19 protein-coding genes and 1 pseudogene are annotated in these 20618 nt (G+C 32.0%); 10 read left to right on the top strand and 10 right to left on the bottom strand.

From position 1 onward, the window contains the following. Positions 1–3: 3 nt before the first annotated feature. The 7 genes from CIW83_RS16255 to CIW83_RS16235 all read right to left on the bottom strand — a co-directional run bounded on the left by CIW83_RS16255 (position 4) and on the right by CIW83_RS16235 (position 6893). Positions 4–837 (bottom strand): lysylphosphatidylglycerol synthase transmembrane domain-containing protein, encoded by an 834-nt coding sequence (locus tag CIW83_RS16255; RefSeq protein WP_094903108.1) that lies wholly within the window; start codon positions 835–837, stop codon positions 4–6. A gap of 8 nt (positions 838–845) precedes the next feature. Beyond that, complete coding sequence (locus tag CIW83_RS22350) at positions 846–1022, bottom strand: hypothetical protein (RefSeq protein WP_158220152.1); 177 nt, start codon at positions 1020–1022, stop codon at positions 846–848. 155 nt (positions 1023–1177) lie between these two features. Continuing rightward, positions 1178–2425 (bottom strand): D-serine ammonia-lyase, encoded by a 1248-nt coding sequence (locus CIW83_RS16250; protein ID WP_094903106.1) that lies wholly within the window; start codon positions 2423–2425, stop codon positions 1178–1180. Positions 2426–2878: 453 nt separating this feature from the next. After that, the gene (locus CIW83_RS16245) at positions 2879–4228 is read right to left on the bottom strand and encodes a radical SAM protein (protein ID WP_094903104.1); all 1350 of its coding nucleotides are present in this window, start codon (positions 4226–4228) and stop codon (positions 2879–2881) included. A gap of 841 nt (positions 4229–5069) precedes the next feature. Beyond that, entirely contained in the window at positions 5070–5558 is a 489-nt protein-coding gene (locus CIW83_RS16240; RefSeq protein ID WP_235601373.1) for a DsrE/DsrF/DrsH-like family protein, read from the bottom strand. Between the two features lie 23 nt (positions 5559–5581). Further along, positions 5582–5857 (bottom strand): aminotransferase class V-fold PLP-dependent enzyme, encoded by a 276-nt coding sequence (locus tag CIW83_RS23190; protein ID WP_201259961.1) that lies wholly within the window; start codon positions 5855–5857, stop codon positions 5582–5584. Further along, positions 5814–6893, bottom strand: coding sequence for an aminotransferase class V-fold PLP-dependent enzyme (locus CIW83_RS16235; protein WP_201259960.1), 1080 nt, complete (start codon positions 6891–6893; stop codon positions 5814–5816). Before CIW83_RS16235 ends, CIW83_RS23190 begins: the two co-directional genes overlap by 44 nt. Positions 6894–7054: 161 nt before the next feature. On the opposite strand from CIW83_RS16235, the gene CIW83_RS16230 reads away from it, so the two are divergent. The 3 genes from CIW83_RS16230 (at position 7055) to CIW83_RS16220 (ending at position 10261) form a co-directional block, all read left to right on the top strand. Further along, positions 7055–7933, top strand: a complete 879-nt coding sequence (locus CIW83_RS16230) for a DMT family transporter (protein ID WP_094903102.1) — start codon at positions 7055–7057, stop codon at positions 7931–7933. 28 nt (positions 7934–7961) lie between these two features. After that, positions 7962–8807 carry a response regulator gene (locus CIW83_RS16225; protein WP_094903100.1) on the top strand — a complete coding sequence of 282 codons (846 nt, stop codon included), beginning with the start codon at positions 7962–7964 and terminating at the stop codon, positions 8805–8807. Between the two features lie 92 nt (positions 8808–8899). Next, on the top strand, positions 8900–10261 hold the full coding sequence (locus CIW83_RS16220) for a sodium:alanine symporter family protein (protein ID WP_094903098.1): 1362 nt from the start codon (positions 8900–8902) through the stop codon (positions 10259–10261). Positions 10262–10307: 46 nt separating this feature from the next. Here the strand turns inward: CIW83_RS16220 and CIW83_RS16215 are convergent. Beyond that, a pseudogene (locus tag CIW83_RS16215) lies at positions 10308–10993 on the bottom strand (hydrolase). A 151-nt stretch (positions 10994–11144) separates the two neighbouring features. Between CIW83_RS16215 and CIW83_RS16210 the strand changes: the two are divergent. The 6 genes from CIW83_RS16210 to corA all read left to right on the top strand — a co-directional run bounded on the left by CIW83_RS16210 (position 11145) and on the right by corA (position 17326). Then, positions 11145–11846 (top strand): DUF1538 domain-containing protein, encoded by a 702-nt coding sequence (locus CIW83_RS16210; RefSeq protein WP_094903096.1) that lies wholly within the window; start codon positions 11145–11147, stop codon positions 11844–11846. Between the two features lie 11 nt (positions 11847–11857). Next, positions 11858–12184 (top strand): P-II family nitrogen regulator, encoded by a 327-nt coding sequence (locus CIW83_RS16205; protein WP_094903094.1) that lies wholly within the window; start codon positions 11858–11860, stop codon positions 12182–12184. Between the two features lie 22 nt (positions 12185–12206). After that, positions 12207–12620, top strand: coding sequence for a bacteriohemerythrin (locus CIW83_RS16200; protein ID WP_094903092.1), 414 nt, complete (start codon positions 12207–12209; stop codon positions 12618–12620). 48 nt (positions 12621–12668) lie between these two features. Then, positions 12669–14645: a helix-turn-helix domain-containing protein gene (locus tag CIW83_RS16195; RefSeq protein ID WP_094903090.1), complete on the top strand. Its 1977-nt coding sequence runs from the start codon at positions 12669–12671 to the stop codon at positions 14643–14645. A gap of 142 nt (positions 14646–14787) precedes the next feature. Continuing rightward, on the top strand, positions 14788–16170 hold the full coding sequence (locus CIW83_RS16190; RefSeq protein ID WP_094903088.1) for an MATE family efflux transporter: 1383 nt from the start codon (positions 14788–14790) through the stop codon (positions 16168–16170). A gap of 100 nt (positions 16171–16270) precedes the next feature. Continuing rightward, positions 16271–17326 carry a magnesium/cobalt transporter CorA gene (corA, locus tag CIW83_RS16185; RefSeq protein WP_094903086.1) on the top strand — a complete coding sequence of 352 codons (1056 nt, stop codon included), beginning with the start codon at positions 16271–16273 and terminating at the stop codon, positions 17324–17326. Here the strand turns inward: corA and CIW83_RS16180 are convergent. Beyond that, complete coding sequence (locus CIW83_RS16180; RefSeq protein ID WP_094903084.1) at positions 17321–18691, bottom strand: aldehyde dehydrogenase; 1371 nt, start codon at positions 18689–18691, stop codon at positions 17321–17323. The two genes, corA and CIW83_RS16180, sit on opposite strands and share 6 nt — an antisense overlap. A gap of 213 nt (positions 18692–18904) precedes the next feature. Here CIW83_RS16180 and CIW83_RS16175 point away from each other — a divergent pair, with 213 nt between their 5' ends. Continuing rightward, positions 18905–19399, top strand: a complete 495-nt coding sequence (locus CIW83_RS16175) for an ECF transporter S component (RefSeq protein WP_094903082.1) — start codon at positions 18905–18907, stop codon at positions 19397–19399. A 38-nt stretch (positions 19400–19437) separates the two neighbouring features. On the opposite strand, the gene CIW83_RS16170 is transcribed toward CIW83_RS16175, so the two are convergent. Next, positions 19438–20618, bottom strand: a 1181-nt coding sequence (locus tag CIW83_RS16170) for a phosphotransferase (protein ID WP_143598575.1), incomplete at its 5' end; no start/stop codon positions are given.

The raw sequence follows: 20618 nt of genomic DNA, 5'->3' as shown, positions 1-20618 counted from the left end.
AGTCTAATTAATGCTTACTTTTTTCTTTCTAGATATAAAGTCTATTAATGTTACTAATCCCGCTATCATAACTCTCAAATAATAATCTATAAATCTCCATAGCATTAAGGCAAAGGATAGGATCTTTTTAGGGAATATGACTTTAAATAACATATAAAATCCACCTTCTGCCGCACCAGCAGTTCCTGGAGTAGGCATAAAAGACACTGCCATATAATGTAAAGATTGAATAGCAATGATATCTAAGAAATGACCCATTTCAAAACCTAATGCTAAATAAACAAAAAAAGTAATAGAAAAACCAATTGTCAACTGTACTATAGACACTAGAATCAATTCCAATGTAGTTTTCTTATCTTTTTTCATCTCTTCAACGCTTGTCTTATAATCTAATAAAGTATTATTCATTTTTTCTTCAGATTTTTCTATGTCTTTTATTATTTTAAATTTGTGTAAAATTCTAATAGATTTACTTAAGAGACTTCTAATAAATTTTTCATTTAGTAAGAATCCAAATATCATAATTAAGATTACGATATTAACCAAGCAGCCTATTATTACAAAAGGTAGTGCTAGTTTAGCTTCAGTATAAAGCAAGTTAAATCTAATTATAAACATAAATAATGAATAGAAAGTAACTACCAATTGATATATCAAGAACCTATTAACAAATAAAGATGATGCAGTACCTACAGGTACACCATCACTTACCAATGAATATATTTGAACAGGCTGGCCTCCAGTGGAAAATGGAGTGATTGCACTATAATATTGACCAATCATACAAAGCTTGAGAGACGCTCCATAGGTGCTTTTAATATTTAAGGTTTTTTTCATTCTATGAATTATATAGCTTCAAAAAACCAATACAATACCATACATAAAACTGCTATTAATAAAAGCACGATATTTGCACTACTGATTAATTCAGAAAAATTATCGAAATCATTGTTGCTAACAAAAATCCATATGGTAAGCCCTATAAGACCTACTAATATTATATAATTTAATGCTTTTTTCATAGTAATTCCTACTTTCTTTTATTATGCACAAGAACTTTTATTCTCTATTATACACCTTCTTCATGTAAATTAGAAGGGGGCAATAAAATAGAGAACTTATATACCTAAAGACAGGATAAACGTCTGTACACCAATAGACGCTACCTGCCTTTGCACTAAATTAATTGTTTCCTTATTTCTTCTGGTACTAAACTTCCACCAGTTCCCCAACACATATGAGTTATATTTTCATTTTTATATTTTTCCGAAGTAAATATAGGTCCTAAAAATCCTGCAAGGGCAGAAGGCTCTAAGAATATTTTTTCCTCCTCATATAGTGCTTTTAGAAAGTCATATAACCTATAGTCATCAATTGTAAATGCACCAGTTAATGTTTTGTCCATGATTTTTCCTACAAAAGAGGAAGGTCTTCCCACTGCTAAACCATCTGCATCAGTTTTATTATCTAGACCAATATCTTCTACGGAAATTTTATCATGAAGCCCAGAAGCCAAACCCAATAGCATAGCAGGTGAATGAGTTGGTTCTGCAAAGAAGCATCTTACATTATCTCCATACATAAGTTTAAGTCCATAAGCTACACCGCCAGGGCCTCCACCTACACCGCAAGGAAGATATACAAAAAGAGGATGATCCTTGTTGATTACAATTCCCATATCTTCAAGCTGTCTTTTAGTTCTCATGCCACCGACAGCATACCCCATAAATAAATCCTTGGAATTTTCATCATCTATAAAATAAGATTTAGGATCTTTATCTGATAATGCTCTCCCTTCTTCCACAGCCTTTGAATAATCTGATGTATATTCAACTACTTTAACTCCTTTAGAGCGAAGTAAATCTTTCTTCCACTGCTTAGCATCCTGAGACATATGGACTATTACATTAAATCCTACTTTGGCAGAGATTGTACCAATACTTAGTCCAAGGTTGCCTGTACTGCCTACTTGAATTGTATAAGTAGAGAAGAATTTCTTAAAATCATCATCGGCTAATATACTATAATCATCTTCTAGCTTTAGTAGGCCATTATCTATAGCCAAGGTTTCTGCATGTTTTAATACTTCATATATACCGCCTCGAGCTTTAATCGAACCAGCTATGGGAAGTAAATCATCCCTCTTGAGAATTAGCCTGCCATATATATTTTTATTATATTCATTTTCCATTCGACCTTTCATCTTGTCAATTTCAGAGATAGGTGATTCGATAATTCCATCTATTACCTCAGGAAATACTTTTTTTATATATGGGGCAAACCTTTTAAGTCTATTTTCTGCTTCAAGTACATCATCTAAGGACACAGGTAGTCCATCTTTAACTTCATCAAAATTAATATAATTGTCGTTATACCATATAATTTCCTTTGCAGCTTTCAATTCATTTAATAACGGAAAATCCATATAAAAAACCTCCAATACAATATCTTTTATTTATAGTATATAAGATATATCTAGATAATAAAAGAGAAAAGAAAAAAGACACAAGAGAACCGTCAGACCGTGTAGAAAATCCAACAATTGGTTGCCATAATTTAGGTTGAATATGCTGCAATTTACCCATGATATCATAAGAAATGGTGGTAGTATTAGATATACAGAAGGAATAAATATAGAAGTAATGTGACTACTAAGAAGATTAACTACAGATTTAAAATCAATATCGGACTTTAGAAAAGATAATAAAGAGGCCATAAATTTAGTATTTAAACAATTTGTGGCTCTATGTAAAGAATGGGATCTTCTAAACGATAAAGCTCATCGAATAAGAAAAAACGCTGCAAATCCAGTCGTATCAACGGATTACAGCGTTTTTGTGTGCATCTATGGTTTTGGGGTTGACGATTTCCCGTTCCATCAATAGGCGCTATTTACTGCTTCCTCGGTTTTTTTCATAGCTTCTTCTCTTTCTTTATAAAATAAGGGGAGTTCTTTATGCAAAAGAGTTTTGACGGAATAGCACATAGGCTTGAAAAAATCACCATTTCCATCTAACCCCAAAGGACAGCCTCCTCCGCAAAGAAGAGAATATGTACAATCCCTGCATTCGGGAATTTTTTCTATATTACGGTTGCGTATTGAGTTTTCCTTGAATTCAATTAAGGGATGATACTTTCCTATAGAAAAGCGGTCCTTGCCAACACACCCCAAGCATGGATAAATATCGCCATAGGGGTCAAACGCCATGCCATCTACGTGAGCATAGCAATAGGAGTACAAAGGATTTATGGCTCTGCCATATACTAAGTGATCCAGTATTGAATTTTTTTTAGTTATAAAATCGTTTATTCTTTCCCTATCCTCGAAGGAGTGCTTTATATCCGAATGATATATTTCAGTCATTATATCAATTCGTTCATCATAAGAGTTTCCAAGCAGTGTGGCTAATTCAAACGATAAATTGTCCTTATATCCTGAAAATCTGTCAAGCAGCTTTTCTCTTAAATCAATTGCTTCCTTGCAATTGTTTTTGTCAAGGTTCATTCTGATTCGGATATTTATCCCGCTTTCTAAACACTTCTCTATACCATCCATAATTTTCTTGAACGTAGGCTTTCCGTTAGCTAAGACCCTCCTGCTATTGTGAGACTCTTCACTGCCATCTAAAGTGATTAAAACTTGAGAAATATTTATAGACAAAAGTAAATCAAGGGATTCTATCAGATAATACCCATTGGTGAAAATTTGATATGTTTTATCGGGGGCCTTATTAAAAAGATGTTCCAAAGCAGGTCTGGTTTTTGGAAGCAACGGCTCTCCTCCAAAAAGACATATTGACTCTACGCCCTCACCCGCAAGTTTCAAGGCAGCATCAATTTGTTCCGGAGTTATGACCTCTTTTTTAAGATAGGCATCACCCTCAAAGCAATAAGGGCATCTGAAGTTGCAGTCATAAGTCATAACAAAGACGACAGATCTTTGGTCTTTTTGCCTTTGAATGTGATCGTTGCGCAATACCTTTAAAATTTCATTCTTTTTGGCTATTTCCTCTTCGTAGTTATTTACCAGATATCCCCTGGATTGGAGATTGCTTAATAACTCAGCCTCCAAATCATTCTCCGTTACAATTTCTTCACAAGCCTGCCACTTGGACAATGTTTCGTAAATAGGGGCATCAATTTCGTCCATAGTGCCTGTTAAAGAGTTTATCAACAGTTTTTTGTTATCGTGTATGTCTACAAATATCATGTGTTTAATTAATCTCATTGCTTTCCCTCCCTAAAGCTGATTGTTGTGTTGATGAAGTCCCACCTTTGCTGGGGATGTCCAAAGTATATATAAGCCAAATACCTATCATCTCCGCCAAGTTTATGGCGCACACATAATTTCCCAACAAATCACATTGCCGCAAACCATAATAAGCAAAATGTTTGGCGGGATGTTATCTGTGATAAAAACCCTTCTATCACTAAATACTTTGGATTATTGTGATAGAAGGGTTATGTAGCTTAGCTTTTTTCGAATCAAATATTCAGTAAGAGAGTAAGCTAAACCACCTTACTAAGCTTAGCAAGCACAGCACCATTGATTACCCATTCCTACCATTGGTCCCATTTGTGAACTCTCCTGATTTGACTCATTTTGCAAATTCCAACTAGCTTCAATAATCGGCTTCATTTTCATTATATTTTCACCCCCCTAGTATGACACGACATTCTAACTTTTTTGCATTATACCATGGTATATATGAATTATATTAAATCATTTATTAGAAGTCAAGGTAAATTTTGCAATTTTATGAATATTGCAAATTATTACAATTCTTTGCAATATTCTACAAATTTTAACAAATTTACTAAATACCTCTTTGGACTTTTTAGCCTATGATATGAAAAGAGTGATAAATATAGTAAGTATAAGAGAAATAATAAAGGGGTTAACAGGTAAAAGGTCACCTGTTAACCCACAATTTTCTAAACATAGAATATTATTTGGTAACATTAAACAACTCATAGCATAAAAGACTACGGCTATTACATTGGAAAAGGTATCCATTTTTGCACCGTCTGCCGTTCCTCTGTGTATTTTCTATCACTATAGTAATACCTTAGATAAAAAGCTGAATATTAGAATTCAAAGCTTCTACTAAATAGTCTTCTGCTGTAACTATACTAACTTCTTTGAGGAGCTCCTCTTCTTTGAAGCCCATTACTTCACAAGAGAGTTTACATGCTTTCATATTTACACCTTTTTTTAATGCACCATTGAGAAAATCAGATAATTTAGGAGTATCACTATCATCCATCATTCCCAAAAGCATTTTCTTTCCTATACCTGCAAAGTTCATTTTAGATAGAGGTAACTCTTCAATATGTCTTGGAGTCATGTTTGCAAACATTTTTTCTGATGTAGTTTTATCTTCAGCAGAGATACTATTGGGATCTCTAACAAGCATTAATCCCCAAAATGCAAAAAACATTGTGACATCTACATTTATCTCCTTTGCAGTATTAGCTAATATAAGAGCTGCTAATGCTTTATCATAATCACCGCTGAACATAAGTATACTCATTTTTTTATCAGTATTCATTTCCATAGAAAACCTCCTTTCTACTAGGTTTAGTAGAAAGGAGAATTTCTATACTTATTTTTATAAAAATCTAAGTTTTGACTGATTTCTTTAAGAAGATATGCAAGTAGATATATTTCATTATAATCATTATATAGACCGAAACTAATTCTGACTAAACCGGGGCGAGACAGTGATTGATTAGTCATATATTTTTCTACATCTTCATCAGGTATTTTAAGCAGTCTTTGAACATAAGGCTGTGCACAGAAGCAACCATTTCTAACAGCGATTCCTCTCACGGGCAAGTATGGTTGCCAATTCATTATGCTTTAATCCTTCCATATTAAATGAAATAATAGATACTTTCTCTTCTACATTCATATCATCATAGAGAATAAGTCCAGGTATATCATGTATTAAACTTAGGGCATATCGGGTCAGACCTTTCTCATATTCATCTATTTTCCTCATATTTAAGTTCTGCAATGTTTTGATGCTAGTAGATAATGCAACCACTCCCATTAAGTTAGGGGTTCCGGCTTCTTCTTTTTCAGGTGGATCTGCCCATATTGTATCTTTAATAGATACAAACTCTACTGTTCCTCCGCCCACTTGCTCTGAAAAACCCTTTTCAAAGACTTTTTTAGGTGCTATCAATGCACCTACACCAAAGGGGGCATACATTTTATGTCCAGAAAATGCTATATAATCGATATGCTCAGGGCTATCTACAGGTCTCATATCAAAGGGACTGTGGGGAATGAGCTGTGCTCCGTCTACTAAAATTTCAGCTCCATATTTATGACATAATTTTGCTATTTCATATATTGGATTAATATAACCAGTTACATTTGATGCTCCAGTCACTGCGACTAATCCCACTTTCCCTTTATATAATTTGAGTTTAAATTCTAAATCCTCTAAGCATAGTCTTCCAGAGGAGTCTACTTGTATATAATCTGTAGTATATCTATATTTCCAAGGTAGTAGATTAGAATGATGTTCCATGTATGTAGATAAGACTATTTTATCCTGTAGAGTATCTTTTAATCTATAAGATAGCTTATTTATACATTCTGTAGTATTTTTTAAAAATATTACTGTGTGATAATCCTTATTTCCTCCGACAAAATTCAATACTATTTCTCTTCCTTCATCATATATCATTGAAGACACAATGGACTTATATCCTGTACCTCTGTGCACAGAGGAATAAACGCTAGAAAACTCAACTATTTCTTTTACAACAGATTGAAAGGGAGGTGTCGTAGCAGCATTATCAAAGTTGATATAATGCACAGAGTTGCCATTTTCTAGCCTTACTAGACTATTGCTACCTACAATTAAGTTTTTATCCATAAAATCACCCTTACTATTTAATATAATACTATTTTATTAGAAAATATATTTTTGGTGCCATTTTACTGAATATAAGTTATAATCCTATAATTATGATATAATAGTAGTAAAAATAAGAAGGTAGGATTATCCCTACTGCTTCAAATATAGGGGGAATTTTTTTGACAGGTAAAAAAACTTTATATGCAGATTTATCTTTACTTTTAGTTGCTGTTGTTTGGGGCTCAGGGTTTGTTGTGACAAAGAATGCATTAGATCATGTAACTCCTTATTACTTATTGTTCTTTAGATTTATTATTTCCACCATAATACTATCAGTGATATTTTTTAAGAAAATTAGGAAGGCTTCTATAAAAGATATAAAAGCTGGAGTGATTATAGGATTATTTTTATTTGCAGGTTTTGCTATGCAAACAGTAGGTCTACAATATACCGAAGCTGGGAAACAGGCTTTCATTACAGCAACAAACGTAGTTATGGTACCATTTATTTATTGGGGTATATCTAAGAAAAGACCAGATAAATTTGATGTAGCAGCAGCTTTTTTATGTTTAGTTGGAATAGGAATACTTAGTTTAAACAGTAACCTATCAATGGGATATGGAGATTTCTTGACATTTCTATGTGCAATAATGTTCGCATGCCATATATCTTCCACAGGATATTTTGCAAAGGAATCAGATCCATATGTTATATCAATAGTACAATTAGGCACAGCGGGTATACTTTCATTTATATTTGCCATATTATTTGAAGGGACAAAAACAAATATTCAAAGTCAGACATTAGTTCCGATATTATATTTATCTTTATTTAGTACAATGCTTGCATTTCTAGTACAAACTGTTGCTCAAAAGTATACAAACTCAACTCATGCGGCTATAATTTTAAGTCTAGAAGCGGTGTTTGGAAGCACTTTTGCAATTATATTTCTGAAAGAACCCTTTACTGTAAGATTTTTAATAGGATGTATGGCAATTTTAATTTCAGTTATAACTAGTGAAACAAAGTGGGAATTTTTAAAGTTGAAGAGGGATTGAAACAAAAGATTGTAATTGGAGGATAAATATGAAGATATTTATATTAGATAAAAATATGGATGATATAAATACTCTAAAAAAGATTATCCATAACAATCATTTAGGTTTTTTAGTGGGTGTATCTGATGATCCTTTAGAAGGTGTAGAAGAAATAATGACCTCAGAGCCGGATTTGATTATTTTGGATATGTTAGATGAAGAATTTGATGGATTTCGTATAATTAAGGAAATAAAAGAAGAGAGTCTTAGCACTAAATTTATTATGATTTCCAACTTTACATCTAAGGCAAATGTTGAAAAGGCATATATTCATGGAGTGGAATATTTCATTTATAAGCCTATAAATTACTTAGAAGTAGAAACCATAATAAAAAAGGTCAAATATAAAATAGAATTAGAAGAAAAGATGAATAAAATTCAACAAATATTTAACGATATTGCGCCAAATTTTGAACAAACTATAGAGTTAAAAGATTGTGAACAAGATATCAACTTAATACTTTTCAGACTAGGTATTATGGGTGAAATAGGAAGTGAGGATTTAGTAAAAGTAGCAAATTTTTTAATGAAAAACAGGGTTAAAATAAATGATATTTCTATACGAGAATTATGCTCTAGATTTACCAATAATCCTAAGGCTATGGAACAAAGGATGAGAAGGACTATCAATGTAGCTATGAGCAATATTGCATCCTTAGGTATAGAGGACTATATGAATGAAACCTTTGTGGAATATTCAAATACTCTGTTTAATTTTGAACAAATAAAGCGTGAAATGGACTATATTCGAGGCAAAAACAATGGAAAAGGTTCAATAAATATGAAAAAATTCCTTTCAGGATTATGTATACTTTGCGAAAAGTATAACAATTAGAAATATTCAGAAATCATTTTTGAGTATTTTTGAAGTTTTTTGAAACTCCATATATATAATTGACCTAGTCTAATAAAAAAGGAGGCAGGTCAATGGACAAATTAATGGAAATCAATGGAATTATCAATGATTTTGTATGGGGTCCACCAATGCTTATATTATTGGTTGGTACCGGAATTTATTTAACTCTTCGCACTAATTTTTTCTCAATTACAAAGCTTGGCTATATTTTAAAGAATACCTTACTTAAGATGTTCGCTAAGGATGACCATGGTGAAGGTGAGGTAACAGCATTCCAGGCAGTTGCCACAGCATTAGCTGCTACTGTAGGTACAGGTAATATTGCTGGTGTTGCTACTGCAATATCTATTGGAGGACCGGGAGCGGTATTCTGGATGTGGATTGCTGCATTATTTGGTATGACTACAAAGTTTGCAGAAGTAGTACTTGCAGTTCATTATAGGGAAAAGACTCCTGATGGAAGATTTGTCGGAGGTCCGATGTACTATATTACAAATGGATTAAAATGGAAATGGCTTGCATATATATTTGCATTCTTTGGAGCTTTAGCTGCATTTGGTATAGGAAACATGGTTCAATCCAACTCTATAGCAGAATCACTTCAAGTGACATTTAATATTCCTAAATTATGGACAGGAATTGCATTAGCAGTATTTGCAGCTATGGTTGTTATAGGTGGTATTAAGAGAATAGGTTCTGTAACTGAAAAATTAGTACCTTTTATGGCAGCGTTCTATATTATAGGCGGTTTAGTAATAATTATTATTAATGCAGCACATATTCCAGAGGCATTTGGATTAATCTTTGGCTCAGCATTTACTGGAACAGCTGCTGTAGGAGGATTTGCAGGTTCATTCCTTAAGGATGCTATGAGATTCGGAGTTGCACGTGGAGTATTCACTAACGAGGCAGGACTTGGTAGTGCACCGATAGCTCACGCTGCTGCAACTACAGATCACCCTGTACGTCAAGGTTTATGGGGAGTATTTGAAGTATTTGTAGATACAATAGTAATTTGTTCTATAACTGCATTGTCAATTTTAACTACAGGTGTATGGCAAAGTGGAGCAACAGGAGCAGCTCTTACAACTGAGGCTTTCAGCCATGGTCTACCGGGAACTTGGGGTGGAACTATAGTTTCCATAGGTATTTTACTATTTGCATTCTCTACTATACTAGGTTGGGAATACTATGGAGAGCGTTGTGCTGAATATTTATTTGGGCCTAAAGTCAATATGATTTATAGAATCCTATGGATACCTTTTATAGCTGTAGGTGCTGTAGGTGGACTTGAAGTTCTTTGGGCTTTAGCAGATACATTAAATGGTTTAATGGCTATTCCAAACTTAATAGGAGTTGCTGCTTTAAGTGGAGTTGTTATTAAACTTACTAAGGAATTCTTTGCAAAAGAAAGAGCTCTTGGTAATAAATAAATTATAAATAAAGAGGACAGATCTTTTTAATGGATCTGTCCTTTGCCTATTGATGATCTTTCATTTCTTTTCTGTATTTTTCCATAACCCCTGCGAATATTTCGGCACTGGTAGGCGGAGTATAGGTTATAGCATTGGCGCCAGCTTCTATGGTTTCAAGGATAGACTCTTCTGTAGGACCACCTGTAGCAATGATAGGTAATTCTTTTCCAAATTCTTCCCTTATTTTTCTCACGAGAGAAGCTGTTCTAGGACCACCAGATATATTTAATATACTGGCTCCAGATTGAACCTTGCCCTTATAATCGTCACATTCTGAAACGACTGTGGCTATAATAGGTATGTCGATTCTACCTTCATTTTGGAAATTACATCATTAGCTGTAGGAGCATTTACGACAACTCCATAAGCACCCATGAGCTCTGCCTGAAGGGCGATATCAACAGACCTTTTGCCAGTTGTAAGTCCACCCCCTACACCTACAAAAACAGGAACTGGAGCAACTTCAAGTATAGCTTGAGTAATAGACAATTGCGGGGTAAAGGGATATACTGCTATAATTGAATTGGCATTTGTATTTTTTATAATAGCCACATCTGTTGAGAATAGCAAGGATTTGATCCTTGTCCCTAATACTTTTATACCACTAGCTTTATAGATTACAGGCGGAACCTCTATGATCCTAGATCTAAGCTGAGATTTTACTTCTGGTATATATTTTTCTTTTTCCATAAAACACCTCCTAAAGATATTTATATAATTATATTATACCCATAAATATTGTTTTCCTCTATGATTTTCTTTTTACATAATCTTGCAGTTAAAAGTATGCTATAATGGATATATAAGACAAATCATAAAAATAGCAAGGGAGTGAATTGACATGAAGGGACTACCGAATTTGAGTGCACTCTGGGAAACTGCTATTAGCATCATACCTCTAACCGCTATATTAGCTGCACTTCAGATATTTATCCTAAAAAAGCCACTACATAATGTGAGGGATTTTATAATTGGATTTATATTATCTGTACTAGGTTTACATTTATTCTTAAAAGGTACAACCATGAGCTTAATACCTTTAGGGGATTCAGTTGGTAGAAATTTTGTAATTATTGAGAAAAAATGGATTATACTAGTAATAGGTTTTGTAATAGGTTATGCTGCTACTTTAGTAGAACCAGGATTGAAAGCATTAGCTTTAGAGGTAGAAGAATTATCTCAAGGAGCTATACCACATATGGTCCTAATCCATGGAGTTGCCGTGGGATTTGGCTGTGGTATGACAATAGGTTTATTAAAGATATTATTGAACCTTCCATATATAAAAGTCCTTGTACCACTGCTACTAATAGTAATACTTCTATCTTTTTTCGCACCAGAGCCATTTGGTGCAATAGCATTTGATGCTGCATCTGCTACAACGGGACCTGTAAACATACCAATCAATATGGCTTTGGCTGTAGGGTTGGCTTCAGTTATTAAAGGGGTTGACCCATTGATATCTGGTTTTGGAATAGTAGGACTTACATCCATAGGCTCAATGATTTCTGTAATGATATTAGGTATATTAACTAAAATTTAGGAGGTGGTATTGTGATTGAAATTAGATGTATAATAGCCGTAGTTGAAAGAGGTAAAGCTGAAAAAGTAGTAGATGCTGCAAAATCAGCAGGAGCTAATGGTGCTACTATTTTCTATGGTAGAGGAACAGGAGAATCTGAAGTAAAAAAGTTTTTAAATATGCATGTTGAAGCCTCTAAGGAGATAATCTTAATTCTAACGGAAATAGATAAGTATAAGAATATAATGAATGCAATGGTAGAGGCAGGACAGCTTAAGAAACCAGGGACAGGCATTATTTTTACAGTACCAGTTACTAATTTAATAGGTTTACATCATAGAGAAGAATTTGAGGAATAATAAAGTACAAGGGGGATAAATTATGTTTAAATGGAAGGACGATTTCAGTGTCAACATTGAAAAGATTAATGAACAACATAAGGAACTATTTAAAATGGGTACAGAATTATATAACTTAGTTTCTGCAAAAGATGGAGTTGATCGCTATGATGAAATTATGACTGTAATCCATAGATTGGCAGAGTACACTATAGAACATTTCACATATGAAGAAGAATTGATGAAGATTCATGGGTATAAGGATTTTGATAATCACAAGAAACAACATGATGCATTTGTAGCTAAGATTCAGTCTATTAAAGCTGATGATGTAGATGTAAAACAAAGAAAAATTGGTATGGATTTAATTGTTTTTATAGCTAATTGGATCGAAAATCATATTCTTGTTACAGATATGAAATATAAAAACTATTTAAATAGTAAAGGTGTTTATTAAACTCTTCTAATAATACACATTAGATTGGGATAATGAAGGGGATTTAATATGAGAAAAGTACATGTGGAATATATGAAGGATTTACCTATAAATATATTTTTAGCCAATATCATGGAATACCCAATCCATTGGCAGGATTCCATTCAAATTTTGTTTGTTCTGAAAGGCACTATAGATGTAGGTGTAGAAAATGAAATATATACATTAAATGAAAGAGAAATAGAGATAATCAATGTCAATGAAGTGTATAGTATAAAGTCCAATGATCCAGATAATTTAGTCCTTGTACTCAATATCGACCCTAATTTTTTTGAAAGATATTATGATGATGCCAAGGAAGTATTCTTTTATACAGATTCCTCAGAGGGAAAACCCCAAGAAGATGAAAAATATCATGAGTTAAGAAAGTATATTTCGATACTTCTTTACGAAGCAATATCTAAAATAGATGATTATGAAGATAAGATAGAAGAATATTTATTAGATATGATGTATCATCTATTAAATAACTTTCACTACCTTTTCTATGAAGGAGAAGGCTTAGAAGAGGATGACGAACAGTTAGAGAGATATCATAGAATAGTTAAATATTTAAGTAATAACTATATGAATAAGGTAAGTTTGCAGGAAATAGCAGACAAGGAGTTTCTCAGCTCTCAGTATTTATCTTATAAAATCAAGGATATATTAGGCCATGGATTTAATGAGTATTTAAATCAAATAAGGGTAGAGGAATCTACAAAACTACTTTTAGATTCAGATAGAAATATATCAGAAATATCAGAAGAAGTAGGCTTCTCTCATGTAAGATATTATAATAAACATTTTAAGCTTCATTATAATTGTACACCTATGCAGTATAGGAAGAAATATAAAGTAAGTGAAAAAGAACTTGAGAAGATGACAAAGGTTAAATACTTTAATATTAGAGAAGCCATACCTTATCTTACTAACTATATTGAAGATTATGAAAGGTATGATTATGATAATAGAATTATAAAGATTGATATAGATTTGAATAAGGATACTATAGATGAATATAGGAAACCAGATATAATAGATTTGGGGGATATTTATCTTCTTCTTGAAGAGGAAAATAGAAGAATTCTAGAGGAAATACAAAGAGAGATAGAATTTAAATATTGCATAGTAAATAAACTTTTCTCTGAGGATATGGATATTTATAGAGATAAGAATCATAAATTTATTAACTGGACTAGAGTTGAAAATATATTAGATTTTTTAAGAGATCAGAATCTTATCCCGATAATCATTAGTGAAAATGTTGAAGAATATATAATTAATGATTTTATAAATCATTTTTCTAATCTCTATGATGAAGATGTGGAGAAATGGTTAAGTATGAGGATAGAAGATTTAGAGCCATATTTCCCAAAGAAGAAAATTAGTGGAATGCAGGATACGATTTCTATGGTACCTTATGTACTATATAATTATATTCATTTGAATAATAGAGTTGTATTAAATATGGTAGATGAAATATCTAAGGAAACCATATTAAACAATGATACCTTCTTCGGTGGAAATGGTATATTTACATCTAACTACTTAAAGAAGCCTTCCTATTATGCTTATATGTTATTATCTCTTTTAGGAGATAGAGTAATAGATAGGGGGGAAGGTTATATAGTTACAAAATCAGAGTATGGATATCAGATAATGCTTTTTAATCCTGTAGAAATAGATGAAAAGGTAATATATGATAGCCTTCCTATGGATAAGATTAAAGAGCGAAAAATCTCATTAAACATACTAAATATGGAATCAGATTTTCAAGTCACTAAATATGTATTAGACAAGGGATTTGGCTCAGTATATGATAAATGGCTGGGTTTAAATAGACCAGAAAGATTAGATAATGATAATTGGGAATTACTAAAGGAATATGTACATCCCAATGTATCTTTCTATTATGGAAAAAAATCTACAGTATATAATACAGTTGCTACTATAAAACCATATGGAACTGTGCTTTTTGTACTAAATAATGTACTAAATTCATAAAATTTTGGATTATCTTAAGGTTTTTGAAAATCTTGTTTATTCAAAAAGCCAAAAACAATCCAAGATAGAGGATAAACAAGTGAATGAAAAGGAACCTCCATTTATGTTAACATAATAAAGTAAGATAAATGGAGGTTTTATTATGGGTAAAAACAATAAATTATTCGGAGAGGAAAAGATCGGTAAACTATTACTTAGATTTTCTATTCCAATAATAATTTCTTTCTTAGTATCAGAACTATATAATATGGTGGATACGCTATTTGTGGGAAGAACTGTAGGTGGATATGGAATAGGAGGATTAGTACTAGTATTTCCTATACAAAGGATAATAATTGCATTGAGTGTAATGATAGCTGTAGGAACATCAACAGCATTTTCTAGATCCAACGGGCAAAATAATATGGATCAATCTAGAAAAATTGTTAGAAATGGTTTTTCTTTATCCTTCTTATTGATGGTATCTATTACGGCTATTATATATATATTCTCAGAGAAGATACTTTTAGGTCTTGGTGCTAGTCATCAGACATTACCTTATGCGAAGGATTATTTAGATATAATAATATTTGGATCTACGTTTTTAAGTTTAACAACATTTATATCTAATATAATGATATCTGTAGGGAATAATAAGGTTTCAATAATAAGCACCAGTATAGGAGCTATAATTAATATAATCCTTGACTATATTTTAGTTGTAGAGTTTAAAATGGGAGTTAAAGGGGCGGCCATAGCTACAACGGTTTCTCAGATAATTGGATTTAGCTATGCTTATTATAATTATTCAAAGGTAAAGAAAGAATTTAAAATACCATCAGGTTTTGAATTTGATAAAAGGCTAATAAAAGCAATTATATTAGTGGGTTTATCTGCATTTATTATAGAATCAGAAGATGGAGTACTAATGGCAGTACGCAACCATTTGTTACTTAATACAGCAGGAGATAATGGAATCATAGTACTTGGGGTTATATCTAAGATATATATGTTCCTGTTTATAACAATGTTTGGAATAGCTTCAGCTATGCAGCCAATAGCCGCATTTAATGTAGGGGCTAAGAATTATAAGAGATTAAAAACAGTAATGCAGAAAACTTGCATATATGCCTTTCTTACATCTATGATAATGTGGTTAATTGCTATGATTTATACTCCACAATTAATATCTATATTTGTGAAGGAGCCTGAGATAATATCTGAATCAGTAAAAGCATTTAGAATAGTGGTGGCAGCACTTCCGATGGCTAGTATTTATTATGTATCTATATTTTATTTTCAAGCCCTTGGAAAGGCAAAGACATCAATATTTTTATCAATATCTAAGCAGCTAATTTTAACCATACCGATATCTGTTATATTAGTGAAAGTATTTCATTTAGGAGCTATGGGAGTTTGGTTAGCTTATCCAATATCAGATATCTTAGCAAGTATTGCGTCATATATGTTAATCAGAGAAGAGAGACATGAGTTAAATATAAAAATAGAAAATGCAAGAGGGACGGTTCCTTTTGCTTCACACTAACCAATGAGTCAGAGATTAGTTCTCTGGCTCATTATTATATTTGGTATGAAGTATGATTTTTTTAGGGTATAATATATAGAAATATACTGAGGTGAGTAAAATGACTAAGGAAAGTAAAAATATAGCTAAAATAGTAAATACGCCTCTAGGTTCTCTAATACATGTAGGAGAGAAAAAGGTAGAAAATATTAAAATTACATATACAAAATATAATAACCTAGAACTTGAAAGAAAAGAAATAAATGATTTAGGTAAGTTTATAAATGATACAGATGATAAAGTGAAATGGCTAGATATAATAGGAATCCACGATACAAATTTAGTAAATAAAATATGCCAATCACTAAAGGTACATCCACTAGTAATAGAAGATATATTAAATACATCTCAAAATCCAAAAATGGAGGACTATGATGATTATATATTTTTAGTCACTAAGTTAATGTATTTTAATGAAGAAGAGGAATTAGAAACAGAGCAAATATCATTTATATTATTCAAAGATAAACTTATATCTTTTCAAGAGCTAGAAACAGAGCTATTTGATGGTATCTTGTGTCGACTAAAGGAAGGTACTAATATAAGGAAAAACGGAGCAGATGATTTATTATATGGATTACTTGATGCAATAGTAGATAATTATTTTCTAATAGTAGAGGATATAGGAGAGAAGATAGATACTGTAGAAGATGAGCTACTATTAAATCCTAAGAAGGAGATACTTCAAAAGATCTATACCTTGAAGAGGGATTTGATTTATATTAGAAATTCACTTTGGCCTATGAGAAATGTAATTAGCAGCTTATCTAAAAATGATTATGATTTAATAGATGGTAAAACAATTTATTATTTAAGAGATGTTTACGATCATGTAATCCAAATGATAGATATTATAGAAACATATAGAGATATATGCAGTGGTATGCTGGATACTTATCTTTCCAGCATAGGAAATAAAACAAATGAAGTGATGAAGGTTCTTACTATATTCTCAACCATATTTATACCCTTAACATTTCTTGCAGGAGTATATGGTATGAACTTTAGATACTTACCAGAATTAAATTGGAAATATGGATATTTTAGCTTTTGGATAATAAGCATTATAATTATTATATTAATGTTAAGATTTTTTAGAAAAAAAGATTGGCTATAGAAATTTCTTAGCCAATCTTAAATTTTTTTCATTGTAGGGAGGATATAGTATATTGCTGTCAAGTCTTCCGCTAGATTTAAATATACTCTTTTCATGGGAAAAAGTGTCAAAGGTATATTTTGAGTGATATCTTCCCATACCGCTGAAACCAATTCCTCCAAATGGAAGATGAGAGTTTGCAACATGTGATATTGCATGGTTAATACATCCTCCGCCAAATTGGATATTTTCTATAATATAGTCCTCAATAGATTTATCTCTTGTAAAAAGATATAAAGCTAAAGGATGATGATTTACCCTAACTATATCCACAACTTCTGAAATATGATTATATGTTAATATAGGAAGTATTGGACCAAATATTTCTTCCTGCATAATTGGATGATTCATATCTATTCCATCAACTAATGTAGGAGCAATGAATCTATTCTCTTTATTATAAACTCCACCTTCTAGAATATTACATCCTTCTAATAAAGATATAAGTCTATGGAATCTCTTTTCATTGATTATTCTACCTAGATTTTCAGATTCTTTAGCATCATCACTATAATAAGTTCTGATATATAGCTTTATACTATTAATTAAAGTTTCTTTTTTAGATTCATGTACTAAAAGGTAATCAGGTGCTACACAGGTTTGACCTGCATTATAAAATTTTGCCCAAGTAATTCTTTTAGCTGCAATATCTATATCTGCGTCTTTGTAAACTATGGTTGGGGATTTCCCACCTAATTCTAATGTCACAGGTGTTAAATGTTTTGCCGATAGTTCCAATATTTTCTTGCCTACATTTACACTTCCGGTGAAGAATATATGATCAAATCTATAATTCTCTATTAAAGGTGTAACAGCTTCAGAACCTGGTCCTTCTACTACACTAATATAATTATCAGAAAAGGCCTCACGGATTATCTTGGAAATTATCTTTTCAGTTTCCTTTGATTGATTTGATGGTTTCAAAATAGCACAGTTTCCTGCGGCGATGGCACCTATTAAAGGTGATATGGCCAATTGAAATGGATAATTCCACGGGCTGATTATCAACACTACTCCTTTAGGTTCTGGATAGATAAAGCTATTAGCTGGCTGTAGATAAATTGGGGTAGGAACTTTTTTAGGCTTCATCCAATACCTTAAGTTTTTTATTGCATGATTTAGTTCTTGATATACAACACCTATTTCAGCAGTATAGGATTCAAATATAGGTTTACCTAGATCTAATGTCAGAGCATTAATTATATTTTCTTCATTTTTCTCTATTATGTTTCTAAGTTTTTTAAGCCCAGTTATTCTAAATTCATAGCTTCTAGTGTTTCTATTATCAAAGTATTCTCTTTTTGATTCATATAAGTTTTGTAACATAGGATCATTCCTTTTCCTTTAATATAGATATATAATATCATATAACTTTCAGATATAGTCTATACTTTTAATCTTAAATAAATAAAGAAAATAAATATTTCAATTGCCCTAAAAAGCTATTGAAAAGGTGTAGTGGAAGTGTTATTCTATATATACAGACACTACATAAGTTTAAAAATATTGTACCCGTACAGTGAAAGGGAGAGATTAAAAATGAAAGATATGGATACTAAAACAATAACAAGAATAGCTGTGCTTATGGCTCTAACAACTGTGATGACTATGGTAATCCATATACCTACCATAGGAACAAATGGATATTTAAATTTGGGGGATATGGTGGTATTTTTGGCAGCTATAATGCTAGGCAGAAAAGGTGGATTCTTAGTAGGAGGGTTAGGATCAGCCTTAGCAGACATATTATTGGGATACACTCATTATGCTCCTATTACTTTTATAGTAAAAGGGTTAGAAGGTTATATAGCAGGAAAAATACTTGAGACTAAACTAGGGGAAAGAACACCGGTTATAGCCACAGTTATTGGCGGAGTATTTATGGCATTTGGATATTATTTTGCAGAAATATTTATGTATGGAGCGAAGGCAGCATTAGCATCTATACCGGGTAATTTAATGCAAGGCTTGCTTGGGGCAGTTACAGCAGTAGTATTATATACAGCATTAAAAAAGACAAGAATAACCAATTAAATAAAGTCTGACAGAAATTTTCTGTCAGACTTTATATTTTATAGGCTTTCAAAACACTTATCTTTATTTTCCCATATCCAGATAAGCATCTTCCTATTTTGCATTGCAAGATTCTTAAGTTCCTCTTTTCCATCTAACCAGGCAATAAAAATCATTTGAATGGAATAGATTACATAAGGAATTGCAAGTTTTTCGGCTTCTGTCAATTTACAGATACTATCATATCCAGTAATTATTCCCTTTAATATTTCATCCCATTTTTCAAACCTATCAGCAATTGTAGTAGCTTCAGCTAAGATTCCTGTTGCACAGTAACAAGGATCAAAGATTCTTACATTTCTCTCGCTGATTTCAAAATCAATAAAGCCACTTACTTCATCATTATGAAACATAATATTTGACGGATTAGGATCACGATGAATTATATGTCGTGGCAGTTCATTATAAAGCTTACTAAAGTTTTCAGTAAAATCCTCATAGAATCTATCGGGTAATGGACAACCCCATTGTTCCATAGTTATTTTTGTCTGGGGCAATGCCCAGCCTAATACAGTTTTTAGGAGATTATTGTCATTAACTTCTAAATTTTTATCTTGTTTTTTAAGGATTTTGTGTAGATTACCAATGGCTTCACCATATTTTTTTCCTATTTCAATTCTATTCCCTGCATAACGTTCTTCAGGTGTTAAAAATTTCCCCTTGATATGATTGGTAAGACAAAAGTATTTGTCATCTCTAATAATGAAATCCTCATCCTCAATGGTTTTAATAGGAGTTGCTGCAAGGACTCCAGATTTTTCTAGTTCCTTTGAAATGGCGATATGTGTTTTTAAACCTGCAATATTTTTTCCTGTTTTGAAGATATATTTTCCATTAATTAACCATGTATTATCAGATTTAGCTGTACCACCTAAAGTAAAGGTATCTTCTATTTCTAGATTTGAGTCTAAATTCCAATTTGACAATATCTGTTTTATTTCTCTCTGTGTTAGCATAATTTTTGCCTCCCTAATTAAATTTACTGCCATTGGTTTTTTAGCAGTATTTAATTTTAAATATTTTGTAGGAGAGCAGCCAAATTCACGCTTGAATGCTTTAAAAAATCCTGCATAGGTATTAAAACCATATAAAAGAGCTATATCAATTGTTTTTTTGCCGATTTGAATCTCATAAATTCCATGGTAAAGCCTACGCTTAGTAATAAAAGCAGCTACAGGCA

Source organism: Tissierella sp. P1 (assembly GCF_002266425.1).
GTDB lineage: Bacteria > Bacillota > Clostridia > Tissierellales > Tissierellaceae > Tissierella > Tissierella carlieri.
This window is presented reverse-complemented; position numbering and strand designations above follow the sequence as displayed.

Bases quoted from the DNA above. Each gene is read 5' to 3' on its own strand.
- CIW83_RS23190 (WP_201259961.1), bottom strand. From the start codon at position 5,857: ATGAATTGGCAACCATACTTGCCCGTGAGAGGAATCGCTGTTAGAAAT.
- CIW83_RS16195 (WP_094903090.1), top strand. From the start codon at position 12,669: ATGAGAAAAGTACATGTGGAATATATGAAGGATTTACCTATAAATATA.
- CIW83_RS22350 (WP_158220152.1), bottom strand. From the start codon at position 1,022: ATGAAAAAAGCATTAAATTATATAATATTAGTAGGTCTTATAGGGCTT.
- CIW83_RS16180 (WP_094903084.1), bottom strand. From the start codon at position 18,691: ATGTTACAAAACTTATATGAATCAAAAAGAGAATACTTTGATAATAGA.
- CIW83_RS16240 (WP_235601373.1), bottom strand. From the start codon at position 5,558: ATGGAAATGAATACTGATAAAAAAATGAGTATACTTATGTTCAGCGGT.
- CIW83_RS16235 (WP_201259960.1), bottom strand. From the start codon at position 6,893: ATGGATAAAAACTTAATTGTAGGTAGCAATAGTCTAGTAAGGCTAGAA.
- CIW83_RS16225 (WP_094903100.1), top strand. From the start codon at position 7,962: ATGAAGATATTTATATTAGATAAAAATATGGATGATATAAATACTCTA.
- CIW83_RS16175 (WP_094903082.1), top strand. From the start codon at position 18,905: ATGAAAGATATGGATACTAAAACAATAACAAGAATAGCTGTGCTTATG.
- CIW83_RS16255 (WP_094903108.1), bottom strand. From the start codon at position 837: ATGAAAAAAACCTTAAATATTAAAAGCACCTATGGAGCGTCTCTCAAG.
- CIW83_RS16245 (WP_094903104.1), bottom strand. From the start codon at position 4,228: ATGAGATTAATTAAACACATGATATTTGTAGACATACACGATAACAAA.
- corA (WP_094903086.1), top strand. From the start codon at position 16,271: ATGACTAAGGAAAGTAAAAATATAGCTAAAATAGTAAATACGCCTCTA.
- CIW83_RS16190 (WP_094903088.1), top strand. From the start codon at position 14,788: ATGGGTAAAAACAATAAATTATTCGGAGAGGAAAAGATCGGTAAACTA.
- CIW83_RS16250 (WP_094903106.1), bottom strand. From the start codon at position 2,425: ATGGATTTTCCGTTATTAAATGAATTGAAAGCTGCAAAGGAAATTATA.
- CIW83_RS16200 (WP_094903092.1), top strand. From the start codon at position 12,207: ATGTTTAAATGGAAGGACGATTTCAGTGTCAACATTGAAAAGATTAAT.
- CIW83_RS16220 (WP_094903098.1), top strand. From the start codon at position 8,900: ATGGACAAATTAATGGAAATCAATGGAATTATCAATGATTTTGTATGG.
- CIW83_RS16210 (WP_094903096.1), top strand. From the start codon at position 11,145: ATGAAGGGACTACCGAATTTGAGTGCACTCTGGGAAACTGCTATTAGC.